Source organism: Hyella patelloides LEGE 07179, from assembly GCF_900659865.1.
Classification (GTDB): domain Bacteria; phylum Cyanobacteriota; class Cyanobacteriia; order Cyanobacteriales; family Xenococcaceae; genus Hyella; species Hyella patelloides.
In genome coordinates this window covers 1-14,855 of sequence record NZ_LR213936.1, presented here as the reverse complement: position 1 = coordinate 14,855, position 14,855 = coordinate 1, and the positions used below count along the sequence as shown (strand labels likewise).

12 protein-coding genes and 3 pseudogenes are annotated in these 14,855 nt (G+C 36.8%); 12 read left to right on the top strand and 3 right to left on the bottom strand.

Annotated elements, in window-relative coordinates:
• The 3 genes and pseudogenes from H1P_RS22090 to H1P_RS22080 all read left to right on the top strand — a co-directional run.
• Positions 1-345 (top strand): annotated as a pseudogene (locus H1P_RS22090) (nitroreductase family protein); the annotation flags it as partial.
• A gap of 96 nt (positions 346-441) precedes the next feature.
• The gene (locus H1P_RS22085; RefSeq protein ID WP_144871398.1) at positions 442-789 is read left to right on the top strand and encodes a hypothetical protein; all 348 of its coding nucleotides are present in this window, start codon (positions 442-444) and stop codon (positions 787-789) included.
• Between the two features lie 129 nt (positions 790-918).
• The gene (locus tag H1P_RS22080) at positions 919-2,670 is read left to right on the top strand and encodes an ABC transporter ATP-binding protein (RefSeq protein WP_144871396.1); all 1,752 of its coding nucleotides are present in this window, start codon (positions 919-921) and stop codon (positions 2,668-2,670) included.
• A gap of 368 nt (positions 2,671-3,038) precedes the next feature.
• On the opposite strand, the gene H1P_RS22075 is transcribed toward H1P_RS22080, so the two are convergent.
• On the bottom strand, positions 3,039-3,155 hold the full coding sequence (locus H1P_RS22075; protein ID WP_144871395.1) for a photosystem I reaction center subunit VIII: 117 nt from the start codon (positions 3,153-3,155) through the stop codon (positions 3,039-3,041).
• Between the two features lie 68 nt (positions 3,156-3,223).
• Positions 3,224-3,706: a photosystem I reaction center protein subunit XI gene (locus H1P_RS22070; protein WP_144871392.1), complete on the bottom strand. Its 483-nt coding sequence runs from the start codon at positions 3,704-3,706 to the stop codon at positions 3,224-3,226.
• A gap of 258 nt (positions 3,707-3,964) precedes the next feature.
• Here H1P_RS22070 and psb32 point away from each other — a divergent pair, with 258 nt between their 5' ends.
• On the top strand, positions 3,965-4,678 hold the full coding sequence (psb32, locus tag H1P_RS22065; RefSeq protein ID WP_144871390.1) for a photosystem II repair protein Psb32: 714 nt from the start codon (positions 3,965-3,967) through the stop codon (positions 4,676-4,678).
• Positions 4,679-4,724: 46 nt separating this feature from the next.
• On the opposite strand, the gene H1P_RS22060 is transcribed toward psb32, so the two are convergent.
• Entirely contained in the window at positions 4,725-4,964 is a 240-nt protein-coding gene (locus tag H1P_RS22060; protein ID WP_144871388.1) for a hypothetical protein, read from the bottom strand.
• A gap of 442 nt (positions 4,965-5,406) precedes the next feature.
• Here H1P_RS22060 and H1P_RS22055 point away from each other — a divergent pair, with 442 nt between their 5' ends.
• The 8 genes and pseudogenes from H1P_RS22055 (at position 5,407) to H1P_RS22020 (ending at position 14,528) form a co-directional block, all read left to right on the top strand.
• Positions 5,407-7,251 carry a DCC1-like thiol-disulfide oxidoreductase family protein gene (locus H1P_RS22055; protein ID WP_144871386.1) on the top strand — a complete coding sequence of 615 codons (1,845 nt, stop codon included), beginning with the start codon at positions 5,407-5,409 and terminating at the stop codon, positions 7,249-7,251.
• A 390-nt stretch (positions 7,252-7,641) separates the two neighbouring features.
• Positions 7,642-7,848: pseudogene (locus H1P_RS39935) on the top strand (restriction endonuclease); the annotation flags it as partial.
• Positions 7,849-8,068: 220 nt separating this feature from the next.
• Positions 8,069-8,488, top strand: coding sequence for an IS200/IS605 family transposase (tnpA, locus tag H1P_RS22045; RefSeq protein WP_144871384.1), 420 nt, complete (start codon positions 8,069-8,071; stop codon positions 8,486-8,488).
• A 94-nt stretch (positions 8,489-8,582) separates the two neighbouring features.
• The gene (locus H1P_RS22040; protein ID WP_144871382.1) at positions 8,583-8,837 is read left to right on the top strand and encodes a hypothetical protein; all 255 of its coding nucleotides are present in this window, start codon (positions 8,583-8,585) and stop codon (positions 8,835-8,837) included.
• Positions 8,837-9,231 (top strand): annotated as a pseudogene (locus H1P_RS22035) (type II toxin-antitoxin system PemK/MazF family toxin). The gene H1P_RS22040 and the pseudogene H1P_RS22035 overlap by 1 nt, the downstream one beginning before the upstream one ends.
• Before the next feature lie 202 nt (positions 9,232-9,433).
• Positions 9,434-12,097, top strand: a complete 2,664-nt coding sequence (locus H1P_RS22030; protein ID WP_186376080.1) for a DEAD/DEAH box helicase — start codon at positions 9,434-9,436, stop codon at positions 12,095-12,097.
• 5 nt (positions 12,098-12,102) lie between these two features.
• Complete coding sequence (locus tag H1P_RS22025) at positions 12,103-12,852, top strand: hypothetical protein (protein ID WP_144871378.1); 750 nt, start codon at positions 12,103-12,105, stop codon at positions 12,850-12,852.
• Positions 12,816-14,528, top strand: a complete 1,713-nt coding sequence (locus H1P_RS22020) for a DUF1998 domain-containing protein (RefSeq protein WP_222427169.1) — start codon at positions 12,816-12,818, stop codon at positions 14,526-14,528. Before H1P_RS22025 ends, H1P_RS22020 begins: the two co-directional genes overlap by 37 nt.
• The last annotated feature ends 327 nt before the right edge of the window (positions 14,529-14,855 follow it).

Here is a 14,855-nt window from a genome sequence, read left to right as displayed (position 1 = left end):
AAGTTTAAAACAGAAAAACATGAGCGAATGAGAACAAATATTCTTCAGTCTTCTCACGTAGTTGTTATCTGTATGGAACGGCAGTTATCCGAGAAAATACCGAGAATTGAAGAGATTGAAGCGGTGGCTTGTAGTGTGCAAAATATGGCCCTAACTGCAAGTGCTTATGGTATTTGTAGCTTTTGGGGTTCTGGTGGTGTTACTTATACTGAAGAATTAAAAGACTTTTTGAATTTAGGTCAAAAAGACCTCTGCTTAGGATATCTTTATTTAGGATATAGCGATCGCCCTGCTACTTCTAGTCGTCGCGATCCTATTCAAGATAAAGTTGAGTGGATTGATTAAAGAAGAGGAGAAAGGATAAAGGAATCAGTAATTGGTAAGTCATGAGTAATATATTATGACCGATAATTGATAGATAATTAAGGTGATAACTGAATTATGTATTTAACAATCGGTGAGACTAAGCTGTTGGTGGGGCAATTTGGAGAGCAAAAAACGGAAAAGCTAGAGCTTAATTTTGAGTATTTATTTGACAGCTATGGTCGTTATCGCCGATTTGCTCAGGTTATTGCTGATACTGAAGGAAAAACGCTCAAAATCAAGATTAAGTCTGAGTTTAAAAATCCTTCAGACTGTGCGAAGCTGTCTCGGTTATTGATCGGGGTGCAAAAGCTGATTACTCAAGATAATCTAAATCTTTTAAGCAGCATACTAGAACTAAAATCTGGAATTACTCCTCAAGACTTTATCAAACAGCAAGCAGACTTAATTAAGCACTTTCTCTAAACAGTATTTGATTGGTGAGGCGAAGTGTCCCTATACTCTACCCGTTAACCACCAACAAAAAGCAACTTATATATATCAGACGTTATAGGAATCAGATCGATAGGACGATAACTTGTTACATTAGTTAACATGGCAAATTCACGTATAAAAAGACTTATAAATTACCTACGTCCTTATTGGCGTATGGTATCTTCTGGGATCTCGGCACTCTTGGTAGTTAATGCTGTCGGAGTTTATATCCCCTTACTAATTAGAGATAGTATTGACCAATTAAAAACTGATTTTAATTTTTCTGAGTTGTCACGCTATGCTCTAATACTATTTGTTCTCTCGTCTTTGATGTGGGGAATTCGGATGTTTTCGCGAGTTTCTATCTTTGGTGCAGGAAGACAAGTAGAATTCGATCTTAAACAACGCATTTTTCAGCATTTATTGACTTTAGAGCCTGGTTATTTTGCGAAGAATACTTCTGGCGATCTAATTAACCGTGCGACTAGCGATGTGGATAATGTACGTCGTTTGGTTGGTTTTTCTGTACTAAGTGTAGCCAATATTGTGTTTGCTTATGGCTTAACTTTACCTGCAATGTTGGGGATTAATGTCAGGTTAACTTTGATTGCGATCGCTGTTTATCCCTTGATGATTATTACAGTACAATTATTTAGCGGGAAATTGCGCGATTGCCAAACCGAAGTACAAGAGAGTCTTTCCGATCTTAGTGAATTAGTACAAGAAGACATGAGTGGGATTTCTCCGATTAAAATCTACGCCCAAGAAAATCAAGAAAGAAAGGCTTTTGGGCAACGCAATCAAAGATTATTAGATGCTAATCTCAAGTTAGCCAGAACCAGAAATTTACTGTTTCCCATCGTAGAGGGAATTTCTTACATTAGTCTGTTGGTTTTATTGTGGTTAGGTACAGCAGCTATTTCTCGCGGTGAGATTACTGTCGGGGATTTTGTGGCGTTAATCTTATTTGTCGAAAGATTAGTTTTTCCCACTGCTTTGCTTGGTTTTACGATTACAGCATACCAAAGAGGAGAAGTCAGTATCGATCGGGTAGAAGCGATTCTCCACGAGGGAGCCAAAATTCAAGACGATCCTCATGCAATTACATTAGAAGACAATGATAATATTACAGGAAAAATTACGGCTCGTGATTTAACATTTAGCTATCCTGACAGTAAAATTCCCGCGTTAAATCATCTTAACTTTACGATTAGATCGGGCGAAACTATTGCCATAGTGGGTAAAATTGGTGCGGGAAAATCTACTTTAGCCAATACTATCCCTCGTTTACTAAATATTGAGCCTGGGCAATTATTTATTGATGGTTACGATGTTACTCAATTATCTCTCAAAGATTTGAGAAAAGCGATCGCCTATGTTCCTCAAGATAGCTTTTTATTCAGTACCACCATTAAAAATAACATCCGTTACGGTGAACCCTTAAGCGAAACTTTTGATGTGGAATATGCTGCTAAACAAGCACAAATTCATCCTGAAATAGCTAATTTCCCAAAGCAATATGAAACTATTGTAGGAGAGCGAGGAATTACTCTTTCTGGCGGACAAAGACAACGGACATCTTTATCTAGAGCTTTATTAATTGATGCGCCAATTTTAATTTTAGATGATGCTCTTTCTAGTGTAGATAACAAAACTGCGACGCAAATTTTAAATAACCTGTCTCCTGAAAAAAATAAACGTACTGTCATTTTTATTTCTCATCAATTATCGGCTGCTGCCACCGCAGATCGCATTTTTGTGATGGATCGAGGGAAAATTGTCCAAAAAGGCACTCATGAAGAATTAATTACTCAACAAGGCTTATATCAGTCTCTATGGCAGCAGCATCAATTAAAAGAAGTTTTGAATTAGTTGTCAATGGTTAGTTGCTACTCATACCAAATCCGAATTACGTATCCAGTTTATAGATGAAATTGTTAAATCCACTCCGAGACGTATCATGATACGTCTCTGGATATTTATTGGGCAGTGTCAATAGACAGAATTGGTATTATAGCAATACGAGCTTACGTTAGGACACTCATTACTCATTACTTATTACTTATTACTTACGAGCAATCAAATTGACTCTGTCCTAACTCAACTTTGTACGGCTATATTACTTGCTAGTTGCTATTTCTATAAATAAAAATACCCCACCCTACAAGGAGAGGTATAAGAATAACTAGGGAAAAAATTGTCGGCAACAACAAAAATTTCAGTATTGATTGATACTAAATTTAAGCTTCACCTTCAATGTAAAAAAACAAAAGACCCATAACTACTGCGGGCATTAACCAACAAACTACAGGAATTAAGATCCAAGGCAAGAAAGAAGCTGCGTAAGCACCTGTCATAATTTGATTCTCCTATTTAAAGCGTGAATTTTACCAAAAAAATGATTACCGTTAAATTAAATGATTGGTTAGAAATTGACCGTTCCTCTTAAGATGCTATCTACCACATCAAAATTTTGTATTAGGAAGTGGGCAGCGAAGGCACCACCCATACCACCAACAAAGAAACCAGCTGCAAATTGACTCCAACCTTCGGAAGATTGTAAAGTATCCTCGCTGTTGGTTGGTTTTCCTTGGAAGGAAACGATTCCATAAGCTGATAGACAGGCTGTAGCAATCAAAACCATAGCTAAACCTGAGATCAAACCACCAAGGCTAGCAAAATCAGAATCTCTTAAAGGTCCTAAAAGAACCCAAGGTCCTATGAGAAAATAGCCATGAGCCATTCCTACTTCTAACCCACGAAGGATAGGAGCAACCCCTTTACGGTAAGCTGGCAAATTACCAATAAAGGTTTTAGTGAAATCAGATGCGGAGATCGGAGTTGCTAAATGTCCCACAAAAGGATCGCCATTATAGGGCTTAATTACCTCAGTAGATTTTTCGGGCATAATTGAATGATTCCTTACTTATTTAAATGCTCAAGCATATAGAAAAACTTAAGGTTATATTGTAAGCAAGAAAGGAGCATATAATCTGTGGATTGCTTCTCAGCGTTAAAAAAGTTCATTTAATTAAATAAAGTAAAGAAGAGGTAGAATACATAAGCCATAAAGTCTACCTTTTGCCAAGAATTAAGACAGAAATACTTAAGGTATTATAACTTTCTTATAAAATTTTGATATCAATTGAGATTTACAGCACTAAAAATGAAACAAGATTTATCCAGAATTGAGCCGTCTCAGTTTCACCTCAAAAATCTACTTATATCAGTATTTGCGATCGCCCTGTTGAGCTTTGGTTTGGTATTTCCTGCCCTAGCAACAGGGGTCTATGACCTACCTAGCCCTAATACAGAGGACATTTGGGTTGTCGATCAAGCAAAAGAAGTTAGTTTAGCTACTCAAGGTAAATTAAGCAATCAGTTTGAAGAATTGGCAACCGAAACTGGTCAAGAAATTAGAATGGTAGCGATTCGCCGTTTAGATTATGGGGAAACCATTAATAGTTTGGCGGATGAACTTTTTACTTCTTGGTATCCTGATGTAGAAGCACAAGCTAATCAAACCCTTTTGGTGATGGACACCTTGACCAATACCACTGCAATTCGTACAGGAGAAGAAGCAGCTAAGCTAGTTGAGCCAGAAATTGCCACCAGTATTATTCAAGACACTGTAGGTTATAATCTGCGTACGGGTAATAAGTATAATCAAGCTTTATTGGATGCTAGCGTTCGCTTAGTAGCAGTGCTTTCTGGAGAAGTGGATCCTGGTCCTCCTATAATTGAAGAAAATATTCAAGTAGAAGGCACTTTTACCAAAGCAGAAGATACTGATGCTGGTTTTGCTTGGACTTGGGTAATTGTCTTGCTTGTTTTAGCAACGGTAGTTCCTATGGTTACTTACTTTTGGTATGTAATGTAAGACTTTATAATTATTAATAATTGAAAGGGGAGAATTAGGAACATCATCAATTTCTATCTTCCTTTTTTTTGTTGATACTAAATTTCTTATAAGCCTTTGCTGAGGCGGAAATCCAGATATAAACAGCAATCGAAAATGGTAACAAGATAAAAATTGCTCCAGAAATTATGGGATGCTCTCTCACGGCGATGCTAGAAGCCATAACTGTTATACCCAAACCACAGTAAATTAGTCCGATTAGAGGAATTCCCAGGACTAATAGTATAAATTTTCGATCGGAATCCATAAGTTTACCTCTAACAAGTTTACTGGTGGAGATGTGGCAGTATTGAAGCATTGTCACCAATATTAGTTTACAAACTTTTAACACTTTAAAGATCGATTAAGTTGTAATCGTCTGATAATTTGGCTCTGTTCAATTTAGTGTGGGTTGAGTTACAACTGAGTTAAACTCAAACTTATTCCAACACTCTTAATTTAAATATATATACATTTCGGATGCTCAAGACTACCGTAATCCGAATCGCTTTCCGCATACCGTGGGAAATTGGTGACTGATGACTGACTTTTAATTAGTTATTAAAGAGTTAGATTTAGATCTATGAAACAAGATAGATAATAATTGTTAATTTGTTTGTATTTCCTTATCTAATTAAGAATTAAGAAAAAAATATATTCGTTTTAAAATAAACTTTCAAATAAGTTACTTGAGATAGTTAATATTAGTAATGAAAAATCAACTAGTATCTAAAATCAAGAATATCTTTGCTTTTGATTTGCGATCGCTTGCCATCTTTCGGATTGGTTTGGCATTGGTAATTATTGCCGATCTGCTGATTCGTTTTGGTGATATTGAGGCTCATTATAGTGATGCGGGAGTTTTAGATCGTACTGTTTTAATTAATCAACTTTTAAATCCTTGGTATTGGTCTGTTCACCTAATCAGTGGTCAGCCTTTTGTCCAGCAAATCTTGTTTTTAATTGCTCTATTAATAGCTGTTTTACTATTAATAGGTTATCGTACTCGCTGGATGACAATGGCTTCTTGGATGCTAATAATTTCGCTACACAATCGCAATCCTGCTTTAATTTTTGCAGGAGATGATGCCCTTAGAGCAATTTTATTTTGGGCGATGTTTTTGCCTTTGGGTGCTTATTATTCTGTTGATAATGCGTTAAATACTTCTAGTAAACCTTTACCTAAATTTGTCGTTTCTGGAGCCACAGTAGGGTTTATTTTCCAGCTATGTTATATCTATATGTTTTCGGCTTGGTTTAAGCATCAAAGCCCTTTATGGTCAGAAGAAAGTAGTGCGGTTTATTATGCTTTAAGTTTCGATCAGTACGCTACAGGTTTTGGACAGTTTTTACTTGGTTTAAAGCCCTTACTTCCTACGATGACTTTTGGTGCATTATGGTTTGAGTGGCTGGGTGCTTTACTATTATTTATTCCGTTTAAAAATAGTTTTTTTCGCGGTATTGCCATAGTCGCTTTTATTTCCCTTCATCTTAGTTTTGGCTTATCTTTTACCATTGGTGTTTTTCCAGTTTTATGTGTTGCTGCTTGGTTAGCGTTTCTTCCTTCTCCTGTTTGGGATTGGCTAGAGAAAAAAACCTACAGTAAAGAAAGAGTAGGATTAAAAATAAACTACGATCGCGATTGTGGTTTTTGTAAAAAAGTAGTTCATTTTCTGCGCACATTTTTAATTTTACCAGGAACACCTTTATTAGTAGCTCAAGAAAATCCTGATGTTTATGCTGATATGGAAAAATATAACTCTTGGGTAGTCGAAGATTGGCAAGGCAAAAGATATTTTAAATGGCAAGGAATTGCTTATGTAGTTAGTTTGTCTCCTATTTTATGGTGGCTAGCTCCCATTTTAAGAATAAAACCTTTCATGGCGATCGGTACTAAATTTTACGAAACCATCGCAACTAATCGCACAATTGCAGGAAAGTTGACTGCGCCTTTTAAATATGATTCTTTTCAAGTACGTCATGGCTGGACTTTTAACATCCTTACCTTATTTATTTTAGGTTTAGTTACCTTCTGGAATTTCGCTAGCTTTGCTGATAGTCATATTTTTCATCATTCTCCAACTGCAACCAGCCAAATGGTTAAGCGTGTTACTAAAAGTAGAACTGCTCAAAGTATCAGTTGGCTAGGAGAGTTAACTAGATTAGATCAATCATGGAGTATTTTCGCACCTAATCCTCCTCGCGATGATGGTTGGCACGTTATTCTAGGAACACTAAAAAATGGCAAAGAGGTTAATCTTTTACAAGAAGATTCCGATATAAGTTGGGATAAACCCACTATTAAGCAGCGCAATCAACTATATCAAAATATGCAATGGCGTACTTACTTTATTAATCTCAATCGCAACATTGGTAAAAAGTTATATCCCCATTATGGTGATTATTTATGTCAGCAGTGGAACAAAAATCATCCCAAAAATCAACAATTAGAAAGTTTAGAAATTTTCTTTATGTCAGAAACCACCGCTCCTCCTGAAGAGCCTCAAGAAGTTATTCAAGAAAGCCATTGGCAACAATCTTGCAGTAAACTATAAAGCATTTTTAGAATCTACAATCAAAAAATTTCAAAGAAGAATGACCAAAAATAAAGGATCTGAAAGCTGACTTTCTTTACTATCCAACCCAATACTTCTCGAATAAGCAATATTAGCCTTAAAAAGTAGAACTGAATATATTGGATACTTTGTGAGTAAAGCCTCTGTCAAATCCTTAAACGAGATGTATAGTAATTTCAAATAAAAACCACAAGTTACTCAGTACTACTTTTCATCCTTCATCCTTTAGGGAAGCGGTATCCGTGATAGGCATCCTTCATCCTTTTACCAATGTTTAACAACGTAAGGAAATTAATTGAAACGACTATATTGCTATCCAACCCACAAAAACTTCTTAAAACTTAGGTGTCATGAATAACATAATCGAAATTAAGAGCAGAATTAGACGCATATTACGCCAAACTTTACGGACTTACCCGCGATGAACTGCGTTACATTCTCGATCCTGCTGATGTTTATGGCGAAGATTTTCCTAGCGAAACTTTTCGAGTATTGAAGAATAAAGAAATTAACCAATATGGGGAATATCGGACACAAAGATTGGTATTGGAGGCTTGGGACAAGATGTTTGGATGATGGCGATCAATTTTAATTTGTTTAAATGAATTTTAGCTTTAAGACGGGAAATTTATTTCCCGATATTAATGGATAAATTGGAATTTATCCCGCTAAATATCCAAATAGCCAGAGAATGAATTCTCTGTCTCAGAGCTTCGAGATTTTCAATCTATTCCAACGCAAATTAGCTATCAGACGGCGATTTCAATCGCTGGTATCCATAAAATCAAAAATTATCATGTCATATTGGCGGTTATATTATCATTTGGTTTGGGCAACAAAACAACGCTTGCCCCTCATAAAACCAGAATTAGAAGCAAAATTACACGGCTACATTATTGGCAAAGCTGATTATCTCGGCTGCATTACCCATGACATTAATGGGACAGAAAATCATATTCATATTGTCGCATCAATTCCACCCAGTTTATCGATTTCCCAATATGTAAAAAAAATAAAAGGTAGCAGTTCTCATCATTGGAATAATACCTTAGCGAGCAATTCAGATAAATTCTATTGGCAACAAGGATATGGCGTATTTTCTATGGGTAGCAAGCAACTAGAAACAGCCGTTAATTATGTCAAAAATCAAAAAATTCACCACAGCCAGGGAACTACAATTCCAGCATTAGAAAATGACGCACCAGATACATCTTAAAATTATCCAACTAGCCATAGAATAAAATCATTGACTGACTATCTTTCCAAAAGACAGTTAGTACAATATAAACTGATGAAATCAAGGTAAATCAATGAATACCAAATTAGTTGACTCATTAGTACAAGTCATTCTCTCTCTTTCCCAAGAAGAACGAACTCTATTAGAAAAAAAGCTCTTTTTTGACCGCGAGGGATGCTCTCGGCTAGAGAGCATATCCAATCGCGGTGTTGACGAATCAGAATCATCAACTAAAGAATTAATGCAACTAGCACAAGCTGGTAATTCCTTTGATTTTTTGCAAGATGAACCAGATATTTATAGCCTCAAAGATGGAGAACCTGTGTAGTGCCACTAGCTAAAGGCGATATTGTTCTCGTCCCCTTCCCTGTCTTGGTCAGCGTTCCCTTGCGTCTTACGCCGACGCGGGGTCTGACCGCTTTACAGACTTAAGTACGACTAAGTTACGTCCTGCTGTAGTGTTATGGGTAGATAGCAGAGGTAATGACGTTACTCTCTGTTTTATCTCATCGCAAAATGTTACTCGTCTCAGTCCAGAAGAGTTTAGCATCAGTACAACCGATCCTGAATTTTCAGGAACAGGTTTAAAAGTTGCTTCTAAAGTTCGAGTATCAAGAATTGTCACTCTTGAAAGACGTTTAATTACCAGACGTATTGGTAAATTAGGAATCAATCAAATTCAGCAATTAAATAAGATTTTAACCACAACATTTCAACTTTAAAATTAAATTTGTTACAAATATTTAAATTATTCTTGTTGGCAAATTTAAGGTTTTACCAATTTGTATTTAACCTTTAATACATCCGTTTATGTTATTTTTAATCATCAATTAATATTGTATTTTTGAGGTAATTACTGATGTTTTTATTCGGCATTAAATAATAAACTAGAAATATAAAACATAAAAAATAATTTAAATTATCGTGACTACTTGGACAATTACTTTTGCCGATACTTTTATTAATGAACTTCTAAATATCCCTAAAAGTATCAGCAAGAAAGTTACTAAAAAAATCAAAATACTCGAACAAGACCCGATCTCTGCTCAAGGAGATGCTAAAAAACTTAAGGGTTATGGTAATAATATTTATCGGGTTCGCCTTGGTGATTATCGCCTGTTTTATAGCTTTGGTAGCGGTTGGGTTAAACTTCTCAGCGTTCGCAAAAGAGACGATCGCACTTACGAATTAGAAATACCAGAATTTACTACTCCCAATCCTGTCCCAGAGATTTCTCGCTCCGATCTTCAGCCTATCCCATCCTCTGTAGAACAAAAAGAGCGAGAAAAAACTATCTTATCCCAGAAGCAAGAATTACCAGAAGATAACAAGAGTAAAAGCACTACTAAATCTGACTTACCTTTTAAATTCACTTCTTCTCTCCTACAACAGTGGCAAATTCCCCAAGAATACCGGCAGAAAATACTCAAGGTAAAACATTCTGATGATATCCTCGATTTACCCATCCCAGATCGGCTAATTAGTCGTATTTTAGATAACTGTTTCCCCAGAGATTTAGCCGAAATAGAGCGATCGCCTGAATACAAACTAACCAAACCAGAGGACTTAGAACGGTTTGTAGAAGGAGAAATTGAAGCATTTTTACTCAAACTAGACCCAGAACAGGAAAAACTAATCGATTTCGGCAATAATAACGGAGCTATCTTAGTTAAGGGTGGTGCTGGTACGGGTAAATCTACTCTGGCTTTGTATCGCGTTAAAAGGCTGCTAGAACTTGGTTATACATCGATCCTGTTTACTACCTACACCAAAGCTTTAGTTAACTATTCCGAACAGCTTTTAGAACAACTGCTAGGTAAAACTCCATCACAGTTGGGAGTTAAAGTAGCTACAGTTGATTCTCTTACCTACCAATACTACAAAGATTTAATTCAACAAGGCGAAAGCGCGATCGCAGCTACCAGCACTTTAATCGGTCAAGGTATGGTGACGCTCGACTGTAGTGAGGTTGAATTCCTTACAGAAGAACAAATTGCACAGCTTTTTTCTTGTATTCCCGATACTTGGGACTTTGTAGAATTAGCAGAAGTTTTTGATATTGATACTTTTAGCACTGCTGTTGCCGAACAATTTAGTAAATTATTAGACCGCCGACATGGAAGAAGTGACCACAAACCCAAACTTTCTCCAGTCAAAAAAACAGAAAATAAGGCTTTAGATATCTTCAAACTTAGAGATGAAGTAATTGGTGATTATCGTAACTATATTGAAAGTTTCTTAGAAATACGCGATCGCCGTGTGGACGAATTTGTCAAACAAGAATTAGATCGGGGACATCTCTGGCGCGATCCTCTCATTCAAATTAATCCCGCTTACAAAAAAGGTGCTGACATCGATGCTTTGATTCACGATGGTACTCTACATTCCGAGTGTAAAAAGTATTTCCCTGACTTTCATTTCTACTATCACCAAGAACAAGCTTTTCGCTGTGCGGTCAAAGATGAACCTTATGTAGTAACTACTGGCACTGGTTCGGGGAAAAGTTTTTCTTATGTAGTGCCGATTATTAACGACCTCGTACAAAATCCTCAACTTAAAGGAATCAGAGCAATTTTAGTCTATCCAATGAATGCTTTGATTAATTCTCAAGAAGAAGCGATCTTTGATCGCTTAGAAGAATTTAAAAAAATATCGGGAAAGGATTCCCAGATTAGAGTTGCTCGATATACGGGACAAGAAAGTCTCTCTCAAAAATCCGATATCCAAAATAATCCGCCTCAAATTCTCCTAACCAACTACGTGATGCTGGAATTGATGCTTTCTCGCGTTCATGAAGAAAAATTTATTAAATCTCCCATTCTTAAATATTTAGTCCTAGACGAGTTGCACACTTACCGAGGTCGCCAGGGTGCTGATGTGGCATTAGTAATTCGTAAACTAAGACAAATTTCTCATAATGCCAAACAAGGTAATAATATTCCTCTACTGTGTATTGGCACATCCGCCACCATGTCCACAGAAGGCGATCGCGTTTCTCGTAAAACTACAGTCGCAGAAGTAGCAAGTAAACTTTTTGGGGTAGAGGTTAAACCCAGCAATATTATTGATGAAACCCTAGAACAAGCAATAAAGAGAGCCAATTCTACAGTAGCAGAACTAACTGAAGCTCTTAAAAATGGCTTACCTACAGAAAAACAGCAGACTCCCGAAGCGTTTTTAAATCATCCCCTGAGTAAATGGATTGAAATGAACTTGGGATTAGATGAAGAAACCTCTCCCCCAACCCCTCTCCTAAAAGGCGAGGGGAGCAATTTAGTCCGTAAAACTCCTATTCCTCTTTCTGTTGGCAGTCAAGAACTAGCAAAATTTACAGGCGTTGATGCCCAAGTCTGCTCGGATACATTAAAACAAATGTTCTTTTGGAGTAGCCGAATAGAAAAAGGATTACCATTCCGACTCCATCAATTTATCTCTCAAGGGGGTAGCGTCTATGCCACTTTAGAATCTCAAGAAAAAAGATATTTAACTTTAGAAGGACAATATAAAACTACAGGCGATCGCTTATTATTTCCCTTAGTATTTTGTCGTGAATGTGGTCAAGACTATAACTTAATCATTCAGAATTAGCAGCAATGGTAGTTCAGCAAATGGGACTATCTCAGAGTGATTATGCTCAACAACAAGCTGAGTTCGGTATAGGGAAAAAACGTAATGAAGAAGTTTTTCAGCAATTAATTGAATATCGTCTTTATGAAGACTTACGGCGAGGATGGCGCATCGTTCAGCCCAATTTAGAACAGTGTGGCTTATTAGAGATTGAATATGACGATCTAGAAAATATTTGTCGCAATCATACTATTTGGCAAAAATACCCTCATCAAGTTTTATTAGGAGCTACTGCTCCAGAAAAATACACTGCTCTCAAAACTTTTTTAGATTATCTCCGCAAACAATTAGCTATTGATGCGGAATTACTCCAACCCGAACATCTAGATAAATTAAAACGCAATGTCGCTCAAGCTCTCAACGATAAATGGAAATTCGACTACGAAGAAAGACTTCATCAGGCTAGATGGGCGACTTTAGAAGCTGGTAACAATAAAGGTAAAAGCAAAGTCAAACTAACCAGTAGAGGAACTATAGGACGTTTTCTTAAAAGCGGTCTGCTTCGCAGGCAGGCGAAGCCTGACCGCGCTTGGTCGAACTTAACTACTCCCCTTACAGAACCAGAATATCAAAACCTAATAAATTCAATTATTAATACCCTGCGAGATGGTGGTTATCTCAAGCAAAACAACAAAGGTGAAATTCAACTGAGAATTGATTCTCTTTCTGTCAAACAGATTTGCAAAAAGTTAGTTGGTATAATCAAGACTGGTTAAAACAGACTCTCAATAATGCTTTCCATGAATTTGACCGAGCTTGCGATCGCTGGCGTAATCTTTATCAAGATGCAGACAATCAGCTAAAAACAGCTAGAGAAAATATCGATCTTCACAGTAAAGGTAAGACAACCACGCAGGAGCGTAGTCAAGCAGAAGCACTTGAAAAAGAAGCCAAACGCCAAAAAGACCTTTTAGTGGGTCAATCTCAAGGTAATAATAAGAGTCAATTTGATTTTTATCCCTACCGCTATTTCGCCTCCGAAGGATTCCTTCCTGGTTTTAATTTTCCTCGTCTTCCCATCAGAGCATACATCAAAGCGGGAGATAAAGGAGAGTTTATTGCTCGTCCCAGAACTATCGCTATTCGAGAACTCGCACCTACCAACATTCTTTACTATGAAGGTAATAAATATCAGGTTAATAAAACTCGCATCCCAGTAAAAGGCATAGTCTACAATAAGATAGCTATCTGTCATCATTGCGGATATTTTCACAAGGGACAAGAATATGAGCGCAATATCTGTATTAACTGCGGACAAAAATTCACTCAGGATGAGAAAGGAAATCCTGCTAAAATCACCCAAGTTTTAGAAATGGATAATGCGATCGCTCGTAAATCTCTTCGTATTACCTGCGACGAAGAAGAAAGGCTTAAATATGGCTACGATTTAATTACACATTTTCAGTATGCAGAAGACAAACAGCAAAAAGCTAAAGCGATCGCAGAAGATGAAACAGAATTACTCAGTCTTAGCTACGGAGAAACAGCAGATATTCTTAGAATCAATCGAGGCTTGACTAGAACTAAGGAGAAAGGTTTCAAACTAGATAAGACTTCGGGAGATTGGGTTAGTAATGATAACTATCAACCTCAAGGAGAAGTAGATACTAATATCAATTTAATGGTTAAAAACACTTCCAACATTCTAATTGTTGAACCCTTGGCTTTTCCCGAACGAGAAACCGAATCTTTTATTGTTACTTTTCAATATGCTTTAGAAAGAGCCATCCAAGCTCAGTACAAACTAGAAAACAATGAATTATCCTCAGAACGGATTGGTAAAAGAAACCATATTTTATTCTGGGAGTCTGCCGAAGGAGGAGCGGGAGTGCTGTCGCAGATTTTAGAAGATAGCGCGTCAATGGCAAAGATCGCTCAAATGGCATTAGATATTTGTCATTTTGCCGAACCCAAAGATAGCTGCACCCAAGCTTGCTACCAGTGTTTACTTTCTTATAGCAATCAATTCGATCATCCTCGTCTCAATCGTCATCTAATTCGCGATTTTCTCATCCAACTAAAAACTAGCGCGATCTCTATCGAATCTGGTTCAAAATCACGAGATGCTCGCTACCAAAAGCTCTTAGCCCAAACCGATCCTAATTCCTCTCTAGAGCGAGAAGTATTGCAAGAAATATATCAACGAGGAATAAAACTACCCGATTCAGTCCAAGAATTAATTTCTGAAGCTAACTGTAAACCAGACTTTCTTTACAAGAAAGACAAAGTAGCTATTTTCTGCGATGGCTCAGTTCATGATTCTGCCGAACAACAACAGCGCGATCGCATTAAGCGTCAGGAGTCAATCGATCTCGGTTACGAGGTTATAGAGCTTAATTACAAAGACAATTGGCAAGACAAATTGAGTTTGTTAGCTTCCTTTCTGGTCTAAGCCTGAGATAAAAACCTCATTCATAGGATTAGGATATTTATCCCAGTTTACTCAAAAGTAAAAGTAGTCTATAAAGATAACGATAAAAGTAAAACTTGATAAACAAAGCCTAAATCGAAATTGCTATTTAAATTACGTAAATCAAGAAAGAATCATATCAATTAAGTATCTTTTGATTTCAATTGACGTTTGCTAGAAATGGGAGCAAGTCAATTACGTAAGAACAAAAATATTAGTTTTTCAAAAGGGTATTGTTAAGATAGGCACATCGATGTTTTAAAACCTGCGATACATTTTCTGGTTTCCATTGCGCCCCTGAAATTTTCA

Bases quoted from the DNA above. Each gene is read 5' to 3' on its own strand.
- H1P_RS22085 (WP_144871398.1), top strand. From the start codon at position 442: ATGTATTTAACAATCGGTGAGACTAAGCTGTTGGTGGGGCAATTTGGA.
- H1P_RS22080 (WP_144871396.1), top strand. From the start codon at position 919: ATGGCAAATTCACGTATAAAAAGACTTATAAATTACCTACGTCCTTAT.
- H1P_RS22075 (WP_144871395.1), bottom strand. From the start codon at position 3,155: ATGACAGGTGCTTACGCAGCTTCTTTCTTGCCTTGGATCTTAATTCCT.
- H1P_RS22070 (WP_144871392.1), bottom strand. From the start codon at position 3,706: ATGCCCGAAAAATCTACTGAGGTAATTAAGCCCTATAATGGCGATCCT.
- psb32 (WP_144871390.1), top strand. From the start codon at position 3,965: ATGAAACAAGATTTATCCAGAATTGAGCCGTCTCAGTTTCACCTCAAA.
- H1P_RS22060 (WP_144871388.1), bottom strand. From the start codon at position 4,964: ATGGATTCCGATCGAAAATTTATACTATTAGTCCTGGGAATTCCTCTA.
- H1P_RS22055 (WP_144871386.1), top strand. From the start codon at position 5,407: ATGAAAAATCAACTAGTATCTAAAATCAAGAATATCTTTGCTTTTGAT.
- tnpA (WP_144871384.1), top strand. From the start codon at position 8,069: ATGTCATATTGGCGGTTATATTATCATTTGGTTTGGGCAACAAAACAA.
- H1P_RS22040 (WP_144871382.1), top strand. From the start codon at position 8,583: ATGAATACCAAATTAGTTGACTCATTAGTACAAGTCATTCTCTCTCTT.
- H1P_RS22025 (WP_144871378.1), top strand. From the start codon at position 12,103: ATGGTAGTTCAGCAAATGGGACTATCTCAGAGTGATTATGCTCAACAA.